This window comes from Acidovorax sp. SRI_002 (assembly GCF_057586455.1).
Genome location: NZ_JBYCZW010000006.1, coordinates 84,676 through 108,194, shown reverse-complemented (window position 1 = coordinate 108,194; position 23,519 = coordinate 84,676). Strand labels below are relative to the sequence as shown.

The window sequence follows — 23,519 nt, the reverse complement described above, 5'->3', positions numbered from 1 at the left end:
GCGCGATGGGCGCCAGGGCGGGCATGACTCGGATCTGTGCGTCAGGCGGCGTCAGCGGGCTGGGCCAGCCATTCCTCGGCCAGCTTGACCCAGTAGGTGGCGCCCAGCGGGATCAGGTCGTCGTTGAAGTCATAGCTCGGGTTGTGCAGCATGCAAGGCCCGCCGCCGTGGCCCATCTCGCGGTGCGCGCCGTCGCCGTTGGCGATGAAGCAGTACGCACCGGGCTTGGCCTGCAGCATGTAGGCGAAGTCTTCGGCGCCCATGGTGGGCTCCTGGGGCAGCACACGCTCCTCCCCCACGATGCCCGCCATCACCTTGCGGGCAAATTCGGCCTCGGCGGGCGAGTTGATGGTGGGCGGGTAGTTGCGCACAAACTCGAACTCGCAGGTGGCGTCGTGTGCGGCGCAGGTGTGCTCGGCAATCTGGCGCATGCGCTTTTCGATCAGGTCCAGCACTTCCACGGTGAAGGTGCGCACCGTGCCCTGCAGTTCGACGCTGTCGGGCACCACATTGGTGGCCTCGCCCGCATGGATCATGGTGACCGAGATCACGCCCGCGTCCACCGGCTTCTTGTTGCGGCTGATGATGGTCTGGAAGGTCTGCACCATGCCGCAGGCGATCGGCACCGGGTCGATGCCTGTGTGCGGCAGGGCCGCATGGCCGCCTTTGCCGCGCAGGGTGATCTTGAATTCGCTGGTCGATGCCATGACCGGGCCGGGGCTGACGGCAAAAGTGCCCACGGGCATGCCGGGCCAGTTGTGCATGCCGTACACGGCCTCCATGGGGAACTGCTCGAACAGGCCGTCTTCGATCATCACGCGGGCGCCGCCGCCGCCTTCTTCGGCGGGCTGGAAGATCAGGTACACAGTGCCGTCAAAGTTGCGATGCTTGGCAAAGTGCTGGGCCGCCGCCAGCAGCATGGCCACGTGGCCGTCGTGGCCGCAGGCGTGCATCTTTCCCTGGTGTTTGCTGGCGTGGGCGAAGGTGTTGAACTCCTGCATGGGCAGGGCGTCCATGTCGGCGCGCAGGCCAATCGCCCGGCCACTGGCGCCACCGTCGCGCCCCTTGACGATGCCCACCACGCCCGTCTTGCCCAGCCCCCGGTGGATGGGAATGCCCCATTCGGTGAGCTTTTGGGCCACCACGTCGGCGGTGCGCACCTCTTCAAAGCACAGCTCGGGGTGGGCGTGAATGTCCCGGCGCACCGCTGCAATACTGGCCGCCTGGGTGACGATGGAGTCAATAACGTTCATGATATGTGTCCTTACGATCTCACAGTCTAGCCCGCTGGCCGCCCCTTGCGCCACCCCGGGTTTATTTGCACTGCAACATGACACTCTCCCCCCACGCCCTCGAACTTGCGCAAACCCTGGTGCGCATGAACACCGTCAGCCACCACTCCAACCTGGAGCTGATCCATTTCATCCGCGACCACCTGGCCAAGCTGGGCGTGAAAAGCCGATTGACCTTCAACGACGACAAGACCAAGGCCAACCTGTTCGCCACGCTGGGCGAGGGCAAACCCGCTGGCGTGATCCTCTCGGGCCACACCGACACGGTGCCGTGGGACGGGCAGGACTGGACCATGGACCCACTGAGCGCTCTGGTCAAGGACGGCAATCTGTACGGGCGCGGCAGTGCCGACATGAAGGCCTTCATTGGCATTGCGGTCTCGCACGCCGAGCAATTCCTGAACAGCGACGCGCCCTTCGCCATCCACCTGGCCTTCAGTTATGAGGAAGAGATCGGCTGCTTTGGCGTAAAAGAGCTCATCGCCGACCTGCGAGATGCCAACATCAAGCCCCTGGCCTGCATCGTGGGCGAGCCCACCAGCATGGTGCCCGCCATCGCACACAAGGGCGTGTACCGCTACAAGTGCTGCGTGCGCGGCAAGGAGGCGCATTCGTCCCTCACGCCGCATTCGGTCAACGCCATCGAGATGGCCGCCCGCGTGGTGGGCCGGGTGCGTGACATGGCGGAAGACTTTGAAAAGAACGAGCCCCGCTTTGAGGGCTTCGACGTGCCGTTTTCGACCACCAGCGTGGGCCAGTTCCACGGCGGCATTGCCGACAACGTGGTGCCGCGCGACGCCGAGTTCCGCTACGAGTTCCGCGACCTGCCCACGGCCAATGCAGCGCAGATGCAGTCCGAAGTGGTGGCCTATGCCAAGTCGCTGGAGCCTGCGATGAAGAAGGTGGCGCCCGCAGCAGGCTTTGAATTCGAGACCATCTGCGAGATTCCGAGTTTTCTGGGCAGCAAGGACGACCCGGTCACGCGCCTGGCGCAGGAGCTGAGCGGCGAAAAGAACACCACGCTGGTGGCCTTTGGCACCGAAGCGGGCCTGTTCAAGAACGCGGGTATCTCCACCGTGGTGTGTGGCCCCGGCAGCATCCAGCAGGCCCACCAGCCCGACGAATACGTGAGCCTGGAGCAGCTGGCGCGCTGCGAGGCCTTCATGCAAGGACTGGTGCGCACACGCACACTGGGCTGATCGCCTTGCAGATAGATGCCGCAGAGCCCTCCGCCGGGGCCTGCGGCGCTGCAGTCAGGTCCTCACGCGGCCGTCGCCCGTCAGCATGGACATCTCGACAAACTTCGATGCCGCATGGCTCGTAGCGCTGTAGGTGACCGGAAAGCCCGAAATCACCTGGCTGCCCAGCGACTCAATGCCGGTGATCAGGCTCTCGCGGGTGGGCCTTCCGCTGCCCTGGGCCTGGCGCAGACCTTCAGTGAAGATGCGGGCGGCCAGAAAACCCTCCATGCTGGAGTAGTTGGCCTGCACCTTGTCGCCGCCCTTCTTGATGGCTTCCAGAAACTCGCGGGTAATCTGGCGCGACGGCTGATAGGGCGAAGGTACGACCTGCGACACCACCACACCGGCGCCATCCTTGCCCAGCTCGTCGGCCAGCGCCTGCGTGCCCACGAAAGACACGTTGTAGAACGTGCCGCCAAAGCCCGCCTTGCGCGCTGCGCGCACAAAGGATGCGGCCGAGGCATAGGCAGTGATCTGCACCACGGCATCCGGCTTGGCCGGCACCAGCTTGTCCACAGCCGCTTTCACGTCGGTCGAATTGCGCTCCACCGTGGCAGTGGCCACAGGCGAGAGCTTGAGTTCGGTCAGCGCCTTCGTCACGCCATCGAGCCCGGCCTTGCCGTAGGCGTCGTTCTGGTAGAACACCGCAATCTTCTTGAGGCCCAGGTTGGTAAGCTGGCGCACGATGAGTGCGGTTTCGTCGTAGTACGAGGCGCGCACATGGAAGATCAGCCGGTTGAACGGCTGGCGCAGCGCCTCGGCCCCCGTAAAGGGGCCAAAGAATGGCACTTTTTCCTTGGTGAAGATAGGCATCGCCGCCAGGCTGGTGGGCGTACCGATGTAACCAAACAGGGCGAACACGTCTTCGGCAATGAGCTTGCGGGTGTTCTCGGCGCAGCGGTCGGGCTCGTAGCCATCGTCCATCGTGCGGATTTCCACCGTGCGCTTGCCCACGCCACCCTGCGCATTGAGCTGGTCGAAAAAGAGCTTGGCACCCAGGTTGAACTGCACGCCCAGCTGCGCGGCGGGGCCCGTGAAGGCAGCAGACTGGCCCAGCACAATCCGGCCTTCACTTTGCGCGTGTGCCAGCTGGAAGCCCCCCAGCGCTGCAGCGCCCAGGCCCACGGAAAACTGTCTACGACCCAATACCGGTTGGTTCATGGTGAAATCTCTGCTCTTGTGAATCGAGGGCGATCCCTCTGCGCTGCCGGTAGGCAGCCTCCTTGGAAGGGTGGCTAGATATGCACAACCGTTCCAACCCTGATTGCCAGTTTAACGATCAACCTACCAAATGCCCACGTCTTCTGCTGCAAATCCCCCTCTATCTGTACCGACTCAGGTGCGCGGCGCCTGCCCGCACGACTGCCCGGACACCTGCGCCCTGTTGACGACCATAGAGAACGGCGTGGCCACCCGCGTACAGGGCAACCCCGCGCACCCACACACCGACGGCGTGCTGTGCGCCAAGGTGAGCAAGTACACCGAGCGCAGCTACCACCCCGAGCGCGTGCTCACGCCGCTCAAGCGCACGGGCGCCAAGGGGGCCGGCCAGTTCGTGCCCGTGACCTGGGACGAGGCGCTGAGCGACATCGCCCAGCGCCTGCAGGCCATCGCCGCGCGCGCGCCCGAAGCCATCCTGCCCTACAGCTACGCGGGCACCATGGGCATGGTGCAGGGCGAGAGCATGGACCGCCGCTTCTTCCACAAGCTGGGTGCCTCGCAGCTGGACCGCACCATCTGCGCATCGGCCGGCGCCGAGGCCTTGGTGCAGACCCTGGGCGGCAAGGTGGGCATGAAGGTGGAGTTCTTTGCCGAATCGCAGCTCATCCTGATCTGGGGCAGCAACTCCATCGGCAGCAACCTGCACTTCTGGCGCTACGCCCAGCAGGCCAAGCGCAATGGCGCCAAGCTGGTGTGCATTGACCCCCGCAAGAGCGAGACGGCCGACAAATGCCACGAGCACATTGCCCTGCGCCCCGGCACCGACGCGGCGCTGGCACTGGCGCTGATGCACGAGCTGATCGCGAACGACTGGCTGGACCACGACTACATCGCCCGCCACACGCTGGGCTGGGACCAGCTGCGCGAGCGCGCACTGCAGTGGCCGCCCGAACGCGCGGCCGAGGTGTGCGGCATTCCGGTAGAGCAGATCCGCCAGCTGGCCAAGGACTACGGCACGACGAAGCCCGCCGCCATCCGCCTGAACTACGGCATGCAGCGTGTGCGTGGCGGCGGCAATGCGGTGCGCGCCGTGGCCTGCCTGCCTGCGCTCACGGGCGCCTGGCGCCACCGCGCGGGCGGCGTGCTGCTGTCCAGCTCGGGCCAGTTCCCCGCGCAGCGCGCCGTGCTGCAGCGGCCCGACCTGATGCCGGCCCAGATACCGCGCACCATCAACATGTCCACCATTGGCGACGACCTGCTGCGCGGGGCCTCGCCTGCGTTCGGACCGAAGGTGGAGGCCATCGTGGTCTACAACAGCAATCCCGTGGCCGTGGCGCCCGATTCGGGCAAGGTGGTGCAAGGCTTTGCGCGCGAAGACCTGTTCACGGTGGTGCTGGAGCACTTCCGCACCGACACGGCCGACTACGCCGACTACATCCTGCCCGCCACCACGCAGCTGGAGCACTGGGACGTGCACCTGAGCTACGGCCACACCGACGTGCTGCTCAACCGCCCCGCTATTGCGCCGCTGGGCGAGGCCCGTAGCAACGCCCAGATCTTCCGCGACCTGGCGGCGCGCATGGGCTTTGCCGAGCCCTGTTTTGCCGAGAGCGACGAGGCCCTGTGCCGCCAGGCCTTTGGCGACGCGGTGGACTACGCGCTGCTCGAGACCCAAGGTTTTGCCACGCTCGCCATCCCCGATGCCCCGTTCGCCGAAGGCAACTTCCCATCACCCTCTGGAAAGTGCGAGTTCTACAGCGCCCGCCTGGCCGCTCAGGGCCTGGACGGCCTGCCCGACCACCTGCCCAACTACGAACTGCAGGGCACGGACGCCCGCTACCCGCTGGCCATGATCTCGCCGCCCGCGCGCAACTTCTTGAACTCCACCTTCGTGAATGTGCAGAGCCTGCGCAACATCGAAGGCCGCCCGGTGCTGGAGATCCACCCCGACGATGCCGAAGCACGTGGCATTGCCAACGACGCCGTGGTGCGCGTGTTCAACGACCGGGGCAGCTACCTGTGCCACGCCACCGTGTCGCGCCGCGCACGGCCCGGGGTTGTGAATGGCCTGGGCATCTGGTGGCGCAAGTTGGGGCTGAACGGCACCAACGTGAACGAGGTCACCAGCCAGGCCCTCACGGACTTGGGCCGCGCGCCGACGTTTTATGACTGCCTCGTCGAGGTGGAGGCCAGTTCGGTGGACACCCCGGCGTTGGCATCCGCCTGATCAGGCTGCGTCACCCGCCAAACTGACGCAGTATCAATTTGATAGCTACCAGCGCTTAACCAATAAGCGCTAGAGGCCATTTTTACCAATATTCTTCGTCAGTGCGTGTGCAAGGCCGTGGTTGAAGGGGCTGCGCCCTGCCCATCCGATCCGCCAGGCGTCAGCGCCAAAAAGTGGTGCACCACCGGCCGCTCCGGCCCGACATGGAAACGCAGCGCCTCCGCTTGCAGGTCGGCGTCGGCCTTGGACACGCGGTGGTGTTGGCGCAGATGCTCAGCCCACGATTCGACCAGGAACCATTCGATGACCCGGCCCGGCTCGCCCGTGTGTTCGGCCACGCCCCAGGCGTAGGCGCCGTCGCGGCGGCGCTCGGCAGACAGGTGCTGCATGGCCTGCAGGAAGGCGGGCAGATCGGGCTTAGCGATGCGGTACTCGATCTGCACCATCACCGGGCCCCGGTCGTGCGCCACAGGCTCGGCCAGCAGCGGCTCGGGCCAGTGGTTCGAGGGCTGCAGGTCGGCCTCACCGGTGGGCAGCTTCACGCGGTGAAAGATGAGCGACGCCGCCACCAGACCGACCGCGCCCATCAGCAGCGTAACCGGCAAGCCGGCCTGCCCGGCGATGAGGCCCCAGCCCAGGCTGCCGGCGGCCATCGCGCCGTTGAAGACCATGAGGTAGATGGCCAGGCCCCGGCCGCGCACCCAGTTGGGCAGCACGGCCTGGGCCACGCCGTTGAGGGTGGTCAGCGCGATGATCCATCCCAGGCCCAGCACCAGCATCAGCGCCACGGCGGCCCACTGGGGCGGGGCCACGGTCAGCACGCCCATGACGGCGGCGGTGAGCAACGAGGCCAGCAGCACCAGGCCGTCGGTGTTGAGCCGTTTGCGCAAGCGTGGCAGCAGCACGGCGCCCAGGATGGCGCCCGCGCCCACGGCGCCCAGCATCACGCCGTAAAAGCCTGCCGAGCCGCCCAGCATGCGGCGCGCCACCAGCGGCAGCAGCGCCCAGACTGAGCTGGCGAACAGGAAGAACACGGCCGCGCGCAGCAGCACCACATGCAGCTCGCGGCTGGCGCGGGCGTAGCGCACGCCGGCGCGGAAGGCGCCGAAGAACTGCTCGTTCAGGCCTGAGGCCTCGGCCTTGGGGCGCTTCCACCACAGCAGCGCGGCGATCACGAACACATAGCTCAGCACGTCCAGGCCGTAGGCCATGGCCGCGCCGAAGTTGGCCAGCAGCAGGCCGCCCGCCGCCGGGCCGACGGCGCGTGCGATGTTGATGCCCAGCGAGTTGAGCGCCACGGCGCTCCTGAGCTCGCTGCGCGGCACCAGCTCGGGCACGATGGACTGCCAGGTGGGGCCCATGAGCGCGGCACCGATACCGCCCACAAAGGTCAGGGCCACCAGCCACTCCACCGTCAGCGTGTGGGTGTTGGCCAGGATGAGAAGCGTTCCGCTGACGGCCGCCAGCAGCACCTGCACCCCGATGAGGAAGCGGCGGCGGTCCAGGATGTCCGACAGCACGCCCGCAGGGATGGCAAGCAGAAAGACCGGCAACGTGGCGGCGGTCTGGATCAGCGCGACCGCGGTGGGGCTGGACGAGAGCTCGGTCACCATCCAGGCGCTGGCCACGTCGCGCATGAAGCTGCCGATGTTGCCCAGCACCGTGGCGGTCCACAGCACCGCAAAGACGGGAATGGCCAGCGGCGCAAAGCTGCCCGGTGCGGTGGTGGTGTCGGGTTTGGTTGGGCGGTGATCAGACATGGCGGCCTCCGAGGTCGTGCCAGGCGACGAGCAGCATGCCGCCCACCAGGCCCCAGTGTTCAAAAAATGCGTTGGCGCTGCGCTGCCGCTCGTCGGGCGGCGCGGCCCAGAAGCGGTCTGCCAGCAAGGCGGCCAGCGCCGTGAAGCCCGCCAGGGCGAGCGCCCCCAGCCAGCGGTACCAGCCCGACAGAATGAGCGCCGAGGCCGAAAGCTGCAGCACCAGCGTGGCGGCAGCGATGGGCGCGGCGGGGGCCAGGCCGAGCGAGCGCACCTCGGCCACGGCGCCCGCAAAGTTGCGGGCCTTGCCGATGCCGCCCTGCAGGTACGCGGCGCACAGGCACAGCAGCGCCAGCGTCTGCACCCAGGGCGCGGTGGCGGCGTTTTGCAATGCGTGCTGCACCGTCACACCGCCCAGCAGGCGCAGCCGAGCGCACCCCAAAAGCCCTGCAGGTCGGACACGGGGAGCTTGCTGCTCCAGGCCGTGGCATGGGCGTGGCCGTGCAGGTTGCAGTTGCTCGCACAGCCGCAGTTCGCCGCCGCGTTGCGCAGCACGGCCTGCAGCGGCGCGCCGTCCGCCCCTCCCTGGGCACCCCAGGCGCCGTAGCCGCCGAAGGTGCGCACGGGCGACCAGTCGGGCATGGCGGGCGGCGGGGCTGCGTCGTCGAAGCGCGCGAAGTCGCCCACGCCATAGACCACTTTGCCGCCCACCACGGTGAGCAGGGCCGTGGTGTCGGCGATGTCGGACTCGGGGCAGGCAAAGAAGTCGCGGTCGGGCACGACGAGGTCGGCCAGCTGGCCCGCCTCGATGCGGCCCTTCTTGCCCTGCTCGTTGCTGAACCAGGTGACGTTCTCGGTCCACATGCGCAAGGCCTGGTCGCGGGTGAGGCAGTTGCGCTGCGGCGTAAGCTGCAGGCCGCCCACCGTCTTGCCAGTGACGAGCCAGGACAGCGACACCCAGGGGTTGTAGCTGGCCACGCGGGTGGCGTCGGTGCCGGCGGACACATTGACGCCCTTCTCCAGCATGCGCTTGACCGGGGGCGTGGCCTCGGCCGCAGCAGCGCCGTACCGCTCCACGAAGTATTCGCCCTGGTAGGCCATGCGGTGCTGCACGGCCACGCCGCCGCCCAGGGCAGCGATGCGGTCGATGGACTTTTCCGAGATGGTCTCGGCATGGTCGAAGAACCAGTTCAGGCCGACCAGCGGTGTGTCCTGGTTGACCTTTTCGAACACGTTGAGCGCGCGCTCGATGGTCTCGTCGTAGGTGGCGTGCATGCGCCAGGGCCAGCGGTTCTGCGCGAGGATGCGCACCACCTCTTCCAGCTCGCCTTCCATGCCGGGCGCGAGCTCGGGCTGGGGCTGGCGGAAGTCCTCGAAGTCGGCGGCGGAAAACACCAGCATCTCGCCCGCGCCGTTGTGGCGAAAGTAGTCCGTGCCCTGCTTGTACTGCGAGGTGGCCGTCCAGTTCAGGAAGTCTTCCTTCTCGTGCTGGGGCTTTTGCGTGAACAGGTTGTAGGCCAGGCGGATGGTGAGCTGGTCGGCATCGGCCAGCTCCTGGATCACGTCGTAGTCATCCGGGTAGTTCTGCATGCCGCCGCCCGCGTCGATGGCGCCGGTCACGCCCAGGCGGTTGAGCTCGCGCATGAAGTGGCGCGTGGAGTTGACCTGGTAGTCGTGCGGCAGCTTGGGGCCCTTGGCCAGCGTGGCATACAGGATGGCCGCATTGGGCTTGGCCAGCAGCAGGCCCGTGGGATTGCCCGCGCTGTCGCGCACGATCTCGCCGCCGGGTGGCGCGGGCGTGTCCTTGCCATAGCCCACCGCGCGCAGCGCGGCGCCGTTGAGCAGCGCGCGGTCGTACAAATGCAGGATGAACACGGGCGTGTCCGGCGCCACGGCGTTCAGCTCGGCCAATGTGGGTAGGCGCTTTTCCGCAAACTGGTGTTCGGTGAAGCCGCCCACCACGCGCACCCACTGCGGCGCGGGTGTCACCCCCACCTGCGCTTTGAGCATGGCCATGGCATCGGCCAGGCTGCGCACCCCGTCCCACCGCAGCTCCATGTTGAAGTTGAGGCCGCCGCGGATGATGTGCAGGTGGTTGTCGATGAGCCCCGGCAGCACGCTGCGCCCACCCAGGTCGATGACCCGCGTGCCCGCACCGGCCAGCGCCATCACCTCGCGGTCATCACCCACTTTGGTGAAGCGCCCTTGCGCAATGGCGACCGCACTTGCCGTGGGATTGGCGCGGTCCAGCGTGGTGAAGCGCCCGTTGCGCAGGATGAGGTCGGGAGTGGTGGCAGGTTGTGTCATGTCTTCGGACTTCAAAGGATTTCAGCAATGGCAGAGCGCAAAAAGGGTGCAGTGGCCGTAGCGAGCGGCCCTAGCCTGCATCGAGGACCGCAGCCGTACAAGCGTACGGCGAGAACCGCAGGTGCGGGATCGGGTCGCGCAGTAGGCCAATGCACCCTTTTTTTTAGGCTTCTTGGGCGTTGAACATGCTTTTGGCGTAGGTGATGCCCAGGCCATAGCCGCCGCCGAACTTCTTCGCGATGCCCGTCGTCATGTTGTACGTCTCGCCCCGCGCCCAGTCGCGCTGCAGCTCCAGCAAGTACTGCAATGCCGTGATGGGCCGAGCGCCGGCCTGCACCATGCGCTCCATGGCACGGTTGTGGGCTTCGGCCGAGATGTCGCCGCTGGCGTCGGCGATCACATACACCTCGAAGCCCTGGTCCAACGCCGACAGCGCCGGGCCCACGATGCACACGCTGGTCCACAGGCCGGCCAGCACGATGCGCGGCTTGCCGATGGCGTTGACCCGGGCGATCACGGCCTCGTCCTCCCACGTGTTCATGGAGGTGCGGTCCAGCAGCGCCTGGCCGGGGAACGGTGCGGTCACTTCCTCGAACATGGGGCCGCTGAAGCTCTTTTCGGCCACGGTGGTGAGGATGGTGTCCACGCCAAACCCGGCGGCGGCGCTGGCCACCAGGCCGGCGTTGGAGCGCAGCGTGATCGCATCGATGGAGTGCGTGGCAAAGGCCATCTGCGACTGGAAGTCGATCATGACCAGGGTGTGGTCGTCGGTGTTCAGCAGCGTGGCGCCGGGCTTGGCGTAGGCGACGGGGCGGGCGGTGGCGTTGGCTGCGGCGGTCGTGTTGGCGTTGGCGTTGGCGTTGGCGTTGGCGTTGGCGTTGGCGTTGGCGTTGGCGTTGGCGTTGGCGTTGGCGTTGGCGTTGGCGTTGGCGTTGGCGTTGGCGTTGGCGTTGGCGTTGGCGTTGGTCATGGTGAACTCCCTGGAAATTGAAGATGAAGGACGTCGAGAAAAACAAAAAATAGACAAGGCAATGCGGCGGGCCGGGGCGCAAGGGATGGGCGGCATCGCCCACCCCGCTCCTCAGTGCGCCCCATGCGCTCAGTGCGGCATCGTGGGCAGCTCGTTGGGCCGCAGGTCGAACACCAGCACCTCGGCGCCTTCGCCGTTGGCAAAGCGCAGGGCCCCGGCGTCGCGGATGCGGGCGCCGTCGCCTTCGGACAGACGCTCGCCGTTCACGTCCAGGCTGCCGCGGGCCACGTGCACATACACGTTGCGGCCCGGGCCCACGTCCAGATCGGCCGACTCTTCGCTGCCGTCGAACAAGCCGGCGTAAACCCGGGCGTCCTGGTGCACGGCCAGCGATCCGTCAGCCCCTTCGGGCGAGATGATCTGGCGCAGGCGGCCGCGCTTGTCGGCCTCGCTGAAATGCACCTGCTGGTAGCGGGGTGCGGCGCCGCGCACACCGGGCACGATCCAGATCTGCAGGAAATGCACGGGCTCGTCGCTGGAGTGGTTGAACTCGCTGTGGCGCACGCCGGTGCCGGCGCTCATCATCTGCACGTCGCCGGGGCGGATGACCGAGCCCGTGCCCATGGAGTCCTTGTGCTCCAGCGCGCCTTCCAGCACGTACGAGAAGATTTCCATGTCGCGGTGCGGGTGGGTGCCAAAGCCCTTGCCCGGGGCCACGCGGTCGTCGTTGATGACCAGCAGGTCGGAGAAGCCTTGCTGGTTGGCGTCGTGGTAGTGGCCAAAGGAGAATGTGTGGCGCGAATGGAGCCAGCCGTGGTTGGCGTTGCCGCGGTGTTGGGCTTTGCGGATGTCGAGCATGGTGCAGGTCCTTTCTTCGTCGATGTGATTCACACTGGGAGGTTCTTGCCTCATCGCCCTATTCATCAAGGCTTCAGTGCTGCGGTGAAGAAAGTATCTCGCGCCGTTCCGGGGCGTATGCTGAAAGGTTTTCCAACTCATCATCGATAATTTCGATGATGCAGATCAAGGAATTGGGCCATGTTGAAACTCACGCTGGAAGCCATTGAAACCATCGACGCCATTGCCCGCCACGGCTCGTTTGCAGGTGCCTCCGAGCGGCTGCACAAGGTGCCGTCCACCATCTCGTACGCCGTGAGCAAGCTGGAAGACCAGCTGGGCCTGGCCCTGTTCACCCGCAACGGCCCGCGCGTCACGCTCACCCCTGCCGGCCAAGAGATGCTCAAGGAGGGGCGCTGGCTGCTGGCCGCCGCGCAGCAGCTCGAATCGCGGATGCGGCAGATCGCCACGGGCTTCGAGTCCGAGCTGCGGCTGATGCACGACTCGCTCATCCCCACGCACGCGTTCAACCAGGACATCTGCGCGTTTGAAGACCTGCACTGCGGCACCCGACTGCGCATCAGCAGCGAAGCCTTGACAGGCACCTGGGAGGCGCTGCGCGAAGGGCGCGCAGACATCGTCGTGGCCGCAGGCGAAGGCCCAGCGGGGGGTGGCTACAAGGTGGTGGCCGTGGGCAGCCTGGCCTTCGCTTTTTGCGTGACGGCCACACACCCGCTGGCCAAGCTGCAGCGGCCGCTCACGCGCAGCGACTTGCTGGAACACACGGCCGTGGTGGTGGGCGACGGGGCGCGCTCGCTGAACGACCGCACGGTGGGGTTGCTGTCAGGCCAGCGCCGTATCACCGTGCCATCGATGCAGGCCAAGATCGCTTGCCAGGCCGCAGGTCTGGGCCACGGTTTTGTGCCCCGCGCCTGTGTGCGCGTGGAGCTGGAGACCGGCATTCTGGTGGAGTTGCAGGTGGAGGAGCCCCGCCCGGACGAAACCTTCTGGCTGGCCTGGCGACCCGAGCACATGGGCGAGGCACTCAAGTGGTGGCGCCACCGGCTTGACCGCCCGCTGTTGCCAGGCATCCTGCCGTATTGAATGAAGCGAGAGCGTTGCGTGGGCTGGCGACAGGCATCACCACACGATCACTTCCAATTTGATAACTGCTTGCGCTGATGGATAAAGCGCTGGCTGCCTTTTTTGCTTCCAATGTGGAACACGGATAACCCGGTGCAGCCACCCGGCGCAAATATGGGGCCGAAGCCCCTTTTCCTCATCAACCCAATTGCTTGAGCAAGGCATGGGCGCCCTGCTCTGACGATGCCGGGTTCTGCCCCGTGATCAGCGTGCCATCGGTCAGCATATAGGGTGCCCAGTCAGGGCCTTTGGAATACACACCGCCGTTCTCCTTGAGCATGTCTTCCACCAGGAACGGCACGATCTGGGTCAGCTGCACGGCGTCTTCTTCGGTGTTGGTGAAACCCGTGACCTTTTTGCCCTTCACCAAGGGCGACCCGTCGGGCGCCTTGGTGTGGCGCAACACGCCGGGTGCGTGGCACACCAGCGCCAGCGGCTTGCCGGCCGCAAAGGTCTTTTCGATGAGTGCGATGGACTGCGCGTCTTCGGCCAGGTCCCACAGGGGGCCATGGCCGCCGGGGTAGAACACGGCGTCAAAGTCCTCGGCCTTCACGCTGGACAGGGGCACGGTGCTGGCCAGCTACTGCTTCGCGGAAGCATCGGCCTTGAAGCGGCGCGTGGCATCGGTCTGGGCGTTTTCGTCGTCGCTTTTGGGGTCCAGGGGCGGCTGGCCACCGTGAGGCGATGCGAGCGTGATCTGCACGCCTGCATCCTTGAACACGTAGTACGGTGCCGCAAACTCTTCCAGCCAGAAGCCCGTCTTTTTGCCGGTGTCGCCCAGTTGGTCGTGGGACGTCAGAACCATGAGGATGTGTGCCATGGAGGTCGCTTTCGTTGTAGGGGATTGATCGGAAAAAGCAAACCACCACCGTACCAGCCATAGGGCCCGTTGTCCCGCGATGCAGGCAGGTTTGCGGCATTGGCTTACAGGACGGTACTACCGTGCTGTAAGCCCCCCAGCATCTCAGCGCAGCTGCCTGGCCAGGAACTCCGCCACCTCGTTCTCCAGCGTGGCGTGGTAGGCCACGCGGTCAAAGCCTTCGGGGTTGGCGGCGGCGTCTCCCGCCTCGGACGCCAGCGGCCAGACAGACTGGGCCATGAAGGCGAAGTGGCCTGCACCCGGCACCGTACTGGCCTGTGCAGACGGCAAATTCGCTGCCACATAGCCGCCATGGTAGGGGCCCACAAGCACGGCATCGCGCTCGGCCACCATCAGCCGCACGGGTACGCTGATGGCCTTCAGGCTGTCGGGCGTGAACACCACCGCCATGGGCGCCATGGCCACCACGGCGCGGATGCGGGGGTCTGCCACCGAGACCAGCGGACCATCGAGCGCGGGGGCGCCGGCCTGTGTGGATACCGCGGTGGCGGCCGCAGGGGCCTCCTTGGTAGTCTGGGCGGTCTGGCCACGGGCGGGCAGCTTGCCCAGGCTACAAAAGCCGGGGTCGTCCGACACGCTGCGGCAGTGCTGCGCCGCACGGGCCGGTTCGGCCTGCGCACCGGCCAGGGCCAGCACGGTGTAGCCGCCTGCCGAATGGCCCACGGCGCCAATGCGCCCGGCCGGAATGCGGGGGCCCCATTCGGGGCTGGCCAGCAATGCGTCCAGCACGCGGCTCACCTGGCGGGGGCGCTCGCTGAAGTAGCGGCCCGAGGTAATCATCGACCGGTCTTCCCAGTTGTCGCCCGGATGGCGCAGCGCTGCCACCAGATAGCCGTCGGCCGCCAGGCGCGTGGCCAGGTTGTGGTGGCCCAGTTCATGGCCGCCCGTGCCGTGCGAGATGAGGATCAGGCCCTTGAGGGGCGCGGTTGCCACCGGGGCGCCCGGCGTGACCACGGGCCGCCACGGGCCCATGGGCAGGGTGCGCGCCACGGCGGGGGTGGGGTAGTACAAGGCCACGGTCACGGGCTCGGCACCCGGGACCACCAGGGTGCGCAGCCCGGCATATTGCGCCGATGCCGGGGTGGCCCAGGCCAGCATCGCTACAAAAGCAGCCAGCAGCGGGGCACGGGCAACCCGCCATGTGGTGCGGAGGGCCAGGAAGAGGATGAGGATCACGGTGCGCCTTTCGTCAATGGCCGCCCGAGGTGGCGGCGTGACGGCACTGTAGGCAGCACCCGCAGCGGGCTCCAGCGCCCTGCGACGAAACGCCGCTGCGCGGCGCGAAATGCACCACGGGAGGCGCGAGCGTCTGCCCGCCCGCCCTCCCGCTCGGCGGCGGCTTACAGCGCAGCTTCGAGGATGCGGCGGCTCACAGCCGGTGTGATCTCGCGCTGCTCGCCCAGGGTCACCATGCCATGCGCTTCGAGCTGCGCCACCACGGCGCCCACGGTGTCGGCGCCCAGGCCGTAGCCCGACAGGCGCGTGGCGATGCCCATGCTTTCAAAGAAATCGCGCGTGCGCTCGATGGCGGCGGTGATGCGCTCGTCATCCGTGCCCGTGGTGATGCCCCACACGCGCTCGCCGTACTGCAGCAGCTTGGCGCGTTTGGCGCCACGCCGCTCGTGCAGCAGCGCGGGCAGCACGATGGCCAGGGTGCGCGCGTGGTCGATGCCGTGCAGGGCCGTCAGCTCGTGGCCGATCATGTGGGTGGCCCAGTCCTGCGGTACGCCAGCGCCGATCAGGCCGTTGAGCGCCATGGTGGCGGCCCACATGAGGTTGGCACGGTCGTCGTACACAGGCTCGGGGGCTGCCAGCAGGCGCGGGCCGATCTCGATCAGCGTCTGCAGGATGCCTTCGGCAAAACGGTCCTGCACGGGCGCGTTGACCGGGTAGGTGAGGTACTGCTCCACCGTGTGCACAAACGCATCCACCACGCCATTGGCCAGCTGCTGGGGTGGCAGGGTGTAGGTCTTGGTGGGGTCGAGCACCGAGAACACCGGGTAGGTGTGCACGCTGCCAAACGCCAGCTTGGCACCCTTGGCGCGGTGGGTGATGACGCCGCCGTTGTTCATCTCTGAGCCCGTGGCGGGCAGCGTGAGCACGGCGCCAAACGGCAGGGCGCCCTTCACGTTGCGGCCATGTTTTTCGAGGATGGCCCAGGGGTCATCGCCCTCGAAGCGCACCGCCGCGGCAATGAACTTGACGGCATCGATGACCGAACCGCCGCCCACGGCCAGCAGAAAGTCAAACCCGCCTTCGCGGATCTGCGCCACGGCCTTCATGGAGGTCTCGTAGCTGGGGTTGGGTTCGATGCCGCTGAAGGTGGCGTGCTGGCGCTCGCCCAGCGCGGCGCGCACCTCGGCCAGCGTACCGGTCTTTTCGGCGCTGGCGCCACCCACGAGGATCAGCACCTTGGCGGCAGCGGGCACGAGCTTGGCCAGGTCGGCAATGCGGCCCTGGCCGAAGGCGATGTGGGTGGGGTTGTGGAAGTCGAAATTCAGCATGGGGGTCTTTCTGGGCGAGGCAGGCGCATGCGCCGTTGGGGGTCGCATTGTGCGGCGCACCCGCGCCCCGGCGGCGTCGCGTGGGCGATAGCCCTGCCACCGCCGCGCTCATCCCGGGCCCTTCAGCGGAAACCGGCGATCTGGTGCACGGTGTCCGCCAGCCGCTGGGGTTGCGAGAAATACGCCGAGTGGCTCGCCTCGATGGACGACACCGTGGCGCAGGGCGAGGCCGCGATCATCTTGCGCTGCAGCTCGATGGTCACGGCCCGGTCCTGCGTCAGCTCGATGTAGTGCCGGGGCACGCTGCCATAACGCGGCACCGTCAGCGCAAGCCGGGTGAGTGCGGGCAACGAGGGCTCGGGCGTGAGCAGCGCCTGGGCCAGCGCCACGTCGGCGTCCGAGCAATCGGCGTACAGCGCGGGGCGGTAGGCCTCGGGCGCCAGGTGGTCGGTCAAGGTGCTGCGGCTGACATGGATGTGGCGCGCCACCAGCGAGGCCTTGTCCTGGCGGAAGAAGTCCGTCACCCGCTCGCCATGGCGCAGCATGTAGGCGGCCAGGTAGGTCACACCCACCAGCTTGTGGTGCCGCTGCTCGGCCACTGTGGACGCCACAATGCCGCCCCGGCTGTGCGCCACGATGAGCGCCGGGCCGTCCAGCGCATCGAGCACCCGGCACACATGCGCCGCCATGGCCGAGAGCGTGGTGCGCCCCCGCGCCACCCGCCAATGGCGACCGTGAGCGGGCAGGTCAGGCACATGCACCTGGTGCCCCCGGGCCTGCAGCAGCGGGACCACTTTGTGCCAACACCAGGCGCCATGCCAGCTGCCGTGCAAAAGAACGATATTCATGAAGATGCCTTTGGGTCTTGGGGAGAAATGCCGGGCGCCAGTTGCGCCGCCAGCCGGGCGAGCGATGGCTTGGCGCCCCACTCCGACCGGAGCGTAAAACCGCCCTGCCCCAGGCACTCGCTGAATCCGGACCACCGATTGGCGGCCGGCGGCATGCCCCCCCCCTCTCCTCCCTCGCCCGCGACACGCAAAGATCAGGAGGCGACCTCTTGCTGCTGCAGCGCCTGCAGCCGCGTGGCCATGAAGTCACGCAGCGCGCGTACCAGGGGCGTGAGCTGCCTGCGGCTGGGGGCCACCAGAAACAGCGGGACCGCCTCCGTGGTCCAGTCGGTGCACAGTGGCACCAGACGACCGGCAGCCAGGTCGTGCGCCACGTCAAAGTACGACTTGTAGGCAATGCCGCGCCCCAGCACGGCCCAGCGGCGCACGGCATCGCCGTCATTGGCCACGTTGTGGCTGCGCACGCGCACCTGCGCCTCCTGGCCCGCCGCATCCCAGAACCGCCAGCGGTCGTGCACATCCTCGCCCAGCATGAAGCACAGGCAGTCATGGTCCACCAACGCATGTGGGGTGGGGGGCGCGCCGTGGGCCGCCAGGTAGGCCGGGGCCGCACACAGTACGCGCCGGTGCTCGGCCGCCAGCGGCAGCGCCACCAGGCCCGAATCCTGGGGCTTGCCATAGCGAAAGGCGGCGTCCACCGGCTCACTGTACACATTCGCCATGCGGTCCGACAGTTGCAAACGCACGGTGATGCCGGGGTGCTGGGTCTGGAACGCATCCAGCCAGGGCAGCAGCACATTGCGCCCCAGGTCCGACGGCGCCGCCAGCTGCAGCGTGCCGCTCAGCGCACCCGCCCGGCCGCTGGCCAGCTGCCCCTGCACCTGCTGCAGCGCGGCCAGCGCGGGGCGGCAGTGCTCCAGAAACAACGTGCCCTCGGGCGTGAGCCGCAGGCTGCGCGTGGAGCGCACGAACAGCAGCACGCCCAGCTCGGCCTCCAGCCGCTTGAGCGCCGCACTGGCTGCAGCCGGTGTCAGGTCCAGCGCCCGGGCCGTGGCCGACAGGCTGCCGCTGTCCACAGTGCGCACAAAGATGTCCAGGTCTTGCAGGCTTTTCATGTCTTGGTCGTGGCATTGAGCCGGCTATTTTCAAATTTTCTTTGACTATTCATTCAATCGTCAGCCTATTTAAAAATAAACAAGACAAAACGACCATACAAGCCCGTCCAGCCCACTCCGCACGCTTCGACCATGACCCGCCCTGCCACAGCTCCCCTTTTTGCCCCTTTGACGCTTGGCCCCCTCACCTTGCCCAACCGCATGGTGATGGCCCCCATGACCCGCGCTCGCAGCACCCAGCCCGGTGACGTGCCCAACGCGATGATGGCCACCTACTATGCCCAGCGGGCCAGCGCCGGGCTCATCGTGAGCGAGGCCACCCAGATTTCGCGCCAGGGCCAGGGCTACAGCTTTACGCCGGGCATCTACACCGAAGCCCAGGTGCAAGGCTGGCGCCGGGTGACGGATGCCGTGCACACCGCTGGCGGCCGCATGGTGCTGCAGTTGTGGCACGTGGGCCGCATGTCGCACCCCAGCTTTCACGCCGATGGCCTGCCCGTGGCGCCGTCCGCCTTGTCGCCCGAGGCCAAAGTCTGGGTGGTGGGCGACGACGGCGTGGGCCGCATGGTCGATAGCCCGGTGCCGAGGGCATTGAGCACCGCGGAGATCGCGGGTGTGATCGACGACTTTCGGCGCGCCGCTGCGAACGCCATGCGGGCAGGCTTCGACGGGGTGGAAATCCACGGGGCCAACGGTTACCTCATCGACCAGTTCCTGCGCACCACGTCCAACCACCGCACAGATGCCTACGGCGGCACCATGGACAACCGCACCCGCTTCGCCCGCGAAGTGGCCGCCGCCGTGGCCAGCGAGGCGGGCGCCGAGCGCACCGGCATGCGCCTGGCCCCGTTCATCACCCAGCGCAACATGAACTGCCCCGAGACCATTCCGACCATGCTGCACCTTGCGCGCCAGCTGGACACGCTGGGCCTGGCCTACATCCACCTGGCTGAGGCTGACTGGGACGACGCCCCCAGCATCCCCGATGACTTCCGCCAGGCCTTGCGCAATGCCTACAGCGGCCGCGTGATCGTGGCGGGCAAATACACGCCCGAGCGCGCGCAGCAGATCCTGTCATCCGGCATGGCAGACCTTGTGGCCTTCGGCCGCCCCTTCATTGCCAACCCCGACCTGCCGGCGCGCTACGCCGCCGGGCTGCCGCTGGCCGCATTTGACCCCGCGACTTTGTTCGGTGGCACCGAGCATGGCTACAGCGACTACAGCGCCGCCCGCACGACTGCAGCACAACAGCCCGCCGCTGAGGCCCTGGATTGAGCTGACCACACGCAACCCAGTCCCCATCACTCCCACTCCACACACCAGGACCTGCACCATGAAAGCCATCGGCTACCAAACCGCCTACCCCATTGACCACCCCGAGTCGCTGCTCGACATCACCCAACCCGACCCCGTGGCCACCGGCCACGACCTGCTGGTGGAGGTGCACGCTGTTTCCGTCAACCCCGTGGACACCAAGGTGCGCAAAAGCAGCTCGCGCAGCGGCGACGGCCCCGACTACAAGGTGCTGGGCTGGGACGCCAGCGGCATCGTGCGCGCCGTGGGGCCAGAGGTGACGCTGTTCCAGCCCGGCGACCGCGTCTGGTACGCAGGCTCCATCGCGCGCGCCGGCACCAACAGCGAGCTGCATCTGGTGGACGAGCGCATCGTGGGCCACGCGCCGAAGTCGCTGGACTTTGCGGAAGCTGCCGCACTGCCGCTGACCACCATCACCGCGTGGGAACTGCTGTTTGACCGCCTGGGCGTGGCGCCAGGCAAGCAGCCCACCAACAAGACCCTGCTCATCATCGGCGCGAGCGGTGGTGTGGGCTCCATCCTCACGCAGCTTGCGGCGCGGCTCACCAGCCTCACGATCATCGGCACCGCATCGCGCCCCGAAACGCAGCAGTGGGTGCGCGACCTGGGCGCCCACCACGTCATCGACCACAGCCAGCCGCTCACGCAAGAGCTGGCCCGCATCGGCCACCCCACGGTGGACATCATCGTGAGTCTCACGCAGACCGATGCGCACTTCGACCAGATCGTCGAGGCCATCGCGCCGCAAGGCCAGTTCGCGCTGATCGACGACCCAGTGTCACTCGATGTGACGAAGTTCAAGCGCAAGTCGGTGTCGCTGCACTGGGAGCTGATGTTCACGCGTGCGCTGTTTGGCACGGACGACATGATCGGCCAGCACCGGCTGCTGTCCGAGGTGGCGCAGCTGGTGGATGCGGGGCTGATCCGCACCACGCTGGACCAGCGGTTGGGCAGCATCAATGCGGCGAATCTGAAACGCGCCCATGCGCTCATCGAGAGCGGCAAGGCGCGGGGCAAGCTGGTGCTGGAGGGGTGGACCTGAAGAGCGCCAGTCCGATGAGTCAGAGGCATGGGCGGGGCGGCCTTTGAGGCTGCGGTGAGTTCTGTATCCAGATGAAAAATACTGTGTTTAATATCAGTATTTCAGATATAAAACCGCACACAACAACCCTAGGAGTCCCTCCCATGCTGGACCACATGACCTTCCGTGTCACCGACATCGCCCGCACCAAGGCGTTCTACACCGCTGCCCTCGCGCCTTTGGGCTACAACCTGTGTTTTGAAGGCAACTACGGCTCCAACATGCTGGGCTATGCCTACCCGGCTCCGTCCGAGCCCGACGGCAAGAAGGCGGATGTGTGGTTCATCGATGGCCCCTCGCCCTACGGCGGCCCGCCCGCGACCACGGGCTGTCACCTGGCGTGGCGGGCCACCACGCGGGCCCAGGTCGATGCCTTCTACCGCGCCGCCATGGAAGCCGGGGGCAAAGACAACGGAGCCCCGGGCCTGCGGCCCGACTACCACGAGAACTACTACGGCGCGTTTGTCATCGACCCGGAAGGCAACAACATCGAAGCGGTGTGCCACCTGCCGGAGTAAGAAACACCGCAGCCCCCCCCGCAGAGGGCGCGTCGCCAAGCGAGTGCACCCGTGGAACTGGCTTTGCCAGGCCACCGGGTGCGTCCCCCTTGGGGGGAAGCGGCGCAGCCGCTCAGGGGGGTCAGTCGAGTTTCACGCCTGCCGCCTTGATGATCTCGCCCCAGCGCTTGGACTCGGAGCGTGCCATGGCGCGGAACTGCTCGGGCGTGCCGGGCAGGGCTTCCATGCCGAAGTCGTTCATGCGCTTGACCACGGCGGGGTTGAGCAGGGCCTTGTTCAGGTCGCCGTTGAGGCGCGCCGTGATCGCAGCGGGCAGACCGGCGGGCGCCAGGATGCCCTGGAACGCAAACACCTCGGTGTTGGGCACACCGGCTTCGGCCAGGGTGGGCACGTCCGGCAGCGCGGCCACGCGCTTGGCCGAGCCGATGGCCAAGGCACGCACCTTGCCCGAGGTGATCACGGGCAAGCCGGCGGCGAGGTCCAGGAACATGCACGGCACCTGCCCACCCATCACGTCCTGCAGCGCGGGCGCGGCGCCGCGGTAGGGGATGTGGGTGAGGAAGGTCTTGGTGCGGTTCTTGAACATCTCCATCGCCAGGTGGTGTGGCGAGCCGTTGCCGGGCGATGCGTAGTTGAGCTTGCCGGGATTGGCACGCGCGTAGTCCAGAAACTCCTTCACCGTCTTGGCTTCGAACGATGGATGCACCACCAGCGCCAGCGGGAAGCGGCTGATGCCGCCCACGTAGGTGAAGTCTTTTTCGGGGTTGAACGGCAGCTTGGTGAACAGGTGTTCGTTGTAGGCCAGGATGGCGTTGTCGGCCGACATGAAGGTGTAGCCGTCGGGTTTGGCCGTGGCCACGGCCTGGCCGCCGATGTTGGTGGAGGCGCCTGGGCGGTTGTCCACGATGATCTGCTGTCCCAGCGTCTGGCGCATGGCTTCGGCCACGGTGCGGGCCAGCACGTCGGTGCCGCCGCCTGCGGGGTAGGGCACCACCCAGCGCAGGGGCTGGTCGGGCCAAGCTGCTTGCTGGGCCAGGGCCCAAGGGGCGGCGGTGGTGGCGCCTGCGGCGGCCAGGGCGGACAAGAGGGTTCTACGCTGCATGGGGTTGTCTCCTATATGAAACTATTAAATTAATAGCTGCTAACGCTTATCCAATAAGCGCTAGAGCCTGTTTTTTCTTGTATTTTTGACTGCACATGCGCGCGTCGCTTGAAACCGGCGCGCGCTAAGGCCAGCACCACCGTGGAACTGGCTTTGCCAGGCCACGGGTGGCGTCCCCCTGAGGGGGAAGACGCCGAAGGCGGCTCAGGGGGCTGCGATGCTCTGGTCAATGGCGCCAAAGATGCTCGCGCCGTCCTTGCCCTTGATTTCGATGCGGATGGTGTCGCCGAACTTCATGAATTCGGTGCTGGGCTTGCCGTCCTGGATGGTCTCGATGCAGCGCTTTTCGGCGATGCAGCTGTAGCCCTTGGGCCATTCGGTGCGGCCGTTGGCGTCGGTCACGCCCTTGTTGCTCACGGTGCCGCTGCCGATGATGGAGCCCGCGCGCAGGTTGCGCGTCTTGGCCACGTGGGCGATCAGCTGGCCGAAGTGGAAGGTCATCTCGGGGCCCGCGTCGCACATGCCGACCTTGCGGCCGTTCCAGGTGGACTGCACGGTGAGGTTCACGCGCCCATGGTCCCAGGCGTCGCCCAGCTCGTCCAGCGTGACGGCCACAGGGCCGAAGGCGGTGGCGGGCTTGCTCTGGAAGAAACCGAAACCCTTGGCCAGCTCGGCAGGGATCAGGTTGCGCAGGCTCACGTCGTTGGCAATCATCACCAGGCGGATGCCGTCCAGCGCCTGGTCGGCGGTGGTGCCCATCTTCACGTCGCCGGTGATGACGGCGATCTCGGCCTCAAAGTCGATGCCCATGGCTTCGCTGGGCACCACCACATCGTCGCAAGGGCCGATGAAGTCGTCGCTGCCGCCCTGGTACATCAGGGGGTCGGTATAGAAGCTCTCGGGCACTTCGGAGTTGCGCGCTTTTCGCACCAGTTCGACGTGGTTGATGTAGGCCGAGCCATCCGCCCACTGGTAGGCGCGGGGCAGCGGGGCCATGCATTGCTTGGGGTCAAACGGGAACGCGTGGCGCGCGCGGCCGCTGTTGAGCTGGTCGTACAGGTCCTGCAGCTGGGGCGAGATGAAGCCCCAGTCGTCCAGCGCCTGCTGCAGCTTGCTGGCGATGCCGGTCGCATAATGGGCCGTGCCCAGGTCGCGGGAGACGACAACCAGTTGGCCGTCGCGCGAGCCGTCTTTGTAGGTAGCGAGTTTCATGGTGGCAGGA

At 67.0% G+C, this 23,519-nt stretch carries 19 protein-coding genes and 1 pseudogene; 6 read left to right on the top strand and 14 right to left on the bottom strand.

The genetic code is table 11. The features are described 5' to 3' along the window. Positions 1-41: 41 nt before the first annotated feature. Positions 42-1,253 carry a M20 aminoacylase family protein gene (locus tag AC2YJX_RS17365; RefSeq protein ID WP_218299013.1) on the bottom strand — a complete coding sequence of 404 codons (1,212 nt, stop codon included), beginning with the start codon at positions 1,251-1,253 and terminating at the stop codon, positions 42-44. A gap of 77 nt (positions 1,254-1,330) precedes the next feature. Between AC2YJX_RS17365 and argE the strand changes: the two genes are divergently transcribed. Next, a complete protein-coding gene (argE, locus tag AC2YJX_RS17360) occupies positions 1,331-2,491 on the top strand; it encodes an acetylornithine deacetylase (protein ID WP_055396963.1) in 1,161 nt (386 codons plus the stop codon). 54 nt (positions 2,492-2,545) lie between these two features. Here argE and AC2YJX_RS17355 read toward each other — a convergent pair whose 3' ends face one another. Beyond that, positions 2,546-3,694 carry an ABC transporter substrate-binding protein gene (locus AC2YJX_RS17355; protein WP_218299015.1) on the bottom strand — a complete coding sequence of 383 codons (1,149 nt, stop codon included), beginning with the start codon at positions 3,692-3,694 and terminating at the stop codon, positions 2,546-2,548. A 130-nt stretch (positions 3,695-3,824) separates the two neighbouring features. Between AC2YJX_RS17355 and AC2YJX_RS17350 the strand changes: the two genes are divergently transcribed. Then, positions 3,825-5,921, top strand: a complete 2,097-nt coding sequence (locus tag AC2YJX_RS17350) for a molybdopterin-containing oxidoreductase family protein (protein WP_487256777.1) — start codon at positions 3,825-3,827, stop codon at positions 5,919-5,921. A 98-nt stretch (positions 5,922-6,019) separates the two neighbouring features. Here AC2YJX_RS17350 and AC2YJX_RS17345 read toward each other — a convergent pair whose 3' ends face one another. The 5 genes from AC2YJX_RS17345 to AC2YJX_RS17325 form a co-directional block, all read right to left on the bottom strand. Then, positions 6,020-7,681 carry an MFS transporter gene (locus AC2YJX_RS17345; RefSeq protein ID WP_487256776.1) on the bottom strand — a complete coding sequence of 554 codons (1,662 nt, stop codon included), beginning with the start codon at positions 7,679-7,681 and terminating at the stop codon, positions 6,020-6,022. Then, positions 7,674-8,087: a DoxX family protein gene (locus tag AC2YJX_RS17340; RefSeq protein ID WP_487256775.1), complete on the bottom strand. Its 414-nt coding sequence runs from the start codon at positions 8,085-8,087 to the stop codon at positions 7,674-7,676. The genes AC2YJX_RS17345 and AC2YJX_RS17340 overlap by 8 nt, the downstream gene beginning before the upstream one ends. Further along, complete coding sequence (locus AC2YJX_RS17335; protein WP_487256774.1) at positions 8,084-9,985, bottom strand: amidohydrolase; 1,902 nt, start codon at positions 9,983-9,985, stop codon at positions 8,084-8,086. Before AC2YJX_RS17335 ends, AC2YJX_RS17340 begins: the two co-directional genes overlap by 4 nt. 163 nt (positions 9,986-10,148) lie before the next feature. Beyond that, entirely contained in the window at positions 10,149-10,955 is an 807-nt protein-coding gene (locus AC2YJX_RS17330; protein WP_487256773.1) for a hydrolase, read from the bottom strand. Positions 10,956-11,084: 129 nt separating this feature from the next. Next, positions 11,085-11,813 (bottom strand): pirin family protein, encoded by a 729-nt coding sequence (locus tag AC2YJX_RS17325; RefSeq protein ID WP_431151657.1) that lies wholly within the window; start codon positions 11,811-11,813, stop codon positions 11,085-11,087. A 180-nt stretch (positions 11,814-11,993) separates the two neighbouring features. On the opposite strand from AC2YJX_RS17325, the gene AC2YJX_RS17320 reads away from it, so the two are divergent. Next, the gene (locus tag AC2YJX_RS17320) at positions 11,994-12,896 is read left to right on the top strand and encodes a LysR family transcriptional regulator (protein ID WP_487256772.1); all 903 of its coding nucleotides are present in this window, start codon (positions 11,994-11,996) and stop codon (positions 12,894-12,896) included. A 178-nt stretch (positions 12,897-13,074) separates the two neighbouring features. On the opposite strand, the pseudogene AC2YJX_RS17315 reads toward AC2YJX_RS17320, so the two are convergent. The 5 genes and pseudogenes from AC2YJX_RS17315 to AC2YJX_RS17295 all read right to left on the bottom strand — a co-directional run bounded on the left by AC2YJX_RS17315 (position 13,075) and on the right by AC2YJX_RS17295 (position 18,282). After that, a pseudogene (locus AC2YJX_RS17315) lies at positions 13,075-13,755 on the bottom strand (type 1 glutamine amidotransferase domain-containing protein). Between the two features lie 144 nt (positions 13,756-13,899). Then, positions 13,900-14,991: an alpha/beta hydrolase family protein gene (locus AC2YJX_RS17310; protein WP_487256771.1), complete on the bottom strand. Its 1,092-nt coding sequence runs from the start codon at positions 14,989-14,991 to the stop codon at positions 13,900-13,902. A 164-nt stretch (positions 14,992-15,155) separates the two neighbouring features. Continuing rightward, positions 15,156-16,319 carry an iron-containing alcohol dehydrogenase gene (locus AC2YJX_RS17305; RefSeq protein ID WP_487256770.1) on the bottom strand — a complete coding sequence of 388 codons (1,164 nt, stop codon included), beginning with the start codon at positions 16,317-16,319 and terminating at the stop codon, positions 15,156-15,158. A gap of 122 nt (positions 16,320-16,441) precedes the next feature. Beyond that, entirely contained in the window at positions 16,442-17,167 is a 726-nt protein-coding gene (locus AC2YJX_RS17300) for an alpha/beta fold hydrolase (protein ID WP_487256769.1), read from the bottom strand. Positions 17,168-17,361: 194 nt separating this feature from the next. Then, the gene (locus tag AC2YJX_RS17295; RefSeq protein ID WP_487256768.1) at positions 17,362-18,282 is read right to left on the bottom strand and encodes a LysR family transcriptional regulator; all 921 of its coding nucleotides are present in this window, start codon (positions 18,280-18,282) and stop codon (positions 17,362-17,364) included. 132 nt (positions 18,283-18,414) lie between these two features. Between AC2YJX_RS17295 and AC2YJX_RS17290 the strand changes: the two genes are divergently transcribed. The 3 genes from AC2YJX_RS17290 (at position 18,415) to AC2YJX_RS17280 (ending at position 21,195) form a co-directional block, all read left to right on the top strand. Further along, the gene (locus AC2YJX_RS17290; protein WP_487256767.1) at positions 18,415-19,557 is read left to right on the top strand and encodes an alkene reductase; all 1,143 of its coding nucleotides are present in this window, start codon (positions 18,415-18,417) and stop codon (positions 19,555-19,557) included. A gap of 58 nt (positions 19,558-19,615) precedes the next feature. After that, entirely contained in the window at positions 19,616-20,638 is a 1,023-nt protein-coding gene (locus tag AC2YJX_RS17285) for a zinc-binding alcohol dehydrogenase family protein (protein ID WP_487256766.1), read from the top strand. Positions 20,639-20,781: 143 nt separating this feature from the next. Then, complete coding sequence (locus tag AC2YJX_RS17280; protein ID WP_121507767.1) at positions 20,782-21,195, top strand: VOC family protein; 414 nt, start codon at positions 20,782-20,784, stop codon at positions 21,193-21,195. A 121-nt stretch (positions 21,196-21,316) separates the two neighbouring features. On the opposite strand, the gene AC2YJX_RS17275 is transcribed toward AC2YJX_RS17280, so the two are convergent. Then, positions 21,317-22,297 carry a Bug family tripartite tricarboxylate transporter substrate binding protein gene (locus AC2YJX_RS17275; protein WP_121507768.1) on the bottom strand — a complete coding sequence of 327 codons (981 nt, stop codon included), beginning with the start codon at positions 22,295-22,297 and terminating at the stop codon, positions 21,317-21,319. A 204-nt stretch (positions 22,298-22,501) separates the two neighbouring features. Further along, positions 22,502-23,509 carry a fumarylacetoacetate hydrolase family protein gene (locus tag AC2YJX_RS17270; RefSeq protein ID WP_055396939.1) on the bottom strand — a complete coding sequence of 336 codons (1,008 nt, stop codon included), beginning with the start codon at positions 23,507-23,509 and terminating at the stop codon, positions 22,502-22,504. Positions 23,510-23,519 lie beyond the last annotated feature (10 nt).